Source organism: Paraburkholderia sp. UYCP14C (assembly GCF_004197395.1).
Taxonomy (GTDB): Bacteria; Pseudomonadota; Gammaproteobacteria; order Burkholderiales; family Burkholderiaceae; genus Paraburkholderia.
In genome coordinates this window covers 1-315 of sequence record NZ_SELS01000382.1, presented here as the reverse complement: position 1 = coordinate 315, position 315 = coordinate 1, and the positions used below count along the sequence as shown (strand labels likewise).

Here is a 315-nt window from a genome sequence, read left to right as displayed (position 1 = left end):
TCGGCAACTTGAAACAGCTGCCGCTGAACCCGCATCAACTTAAACCAACCAGCCTCCACGATTCCCGGGGCGGTCCAGAGTCCGGTTCTCGACATCATGTGTTCGCAAGTGACCGAAGTGCTCACGCGGCGGCGCAAGCGACCGGGCGAAGCTGGCGTCGAAGAACTGCTCACTCAACTCTATCGCAAACAGCTCGCCGCACGCTTCGCCGCTTGGCATCTTTTCACTGAGGTTAGCCAGGTTCCGTCCGTTTTCTGAACAGATCCGTGTCCTCTCCGCAATTGCGCCGCGAACAATTTAACGTGACAGCGCCGA

General features: G+C 58.1%; 1 protein-coding gene. It reads left to right on the top strand.

Annotation, left to right across the window (positions count from 1 at the left end; all coding sequences use genetic code 11):
* Positions 1-108: 108 nt before the first annotated feature.
* Complete coding sequence (locus tag EVC45_RS46520) at positions 109-258, top strand: hypothetical protein (RefSeq protein ID WP_211193626.1); 150 nt, start codon at positions 109-111, stop codon at positions 256-258.
* Positions 259-315: the final 57 nt, after the last annotated feature.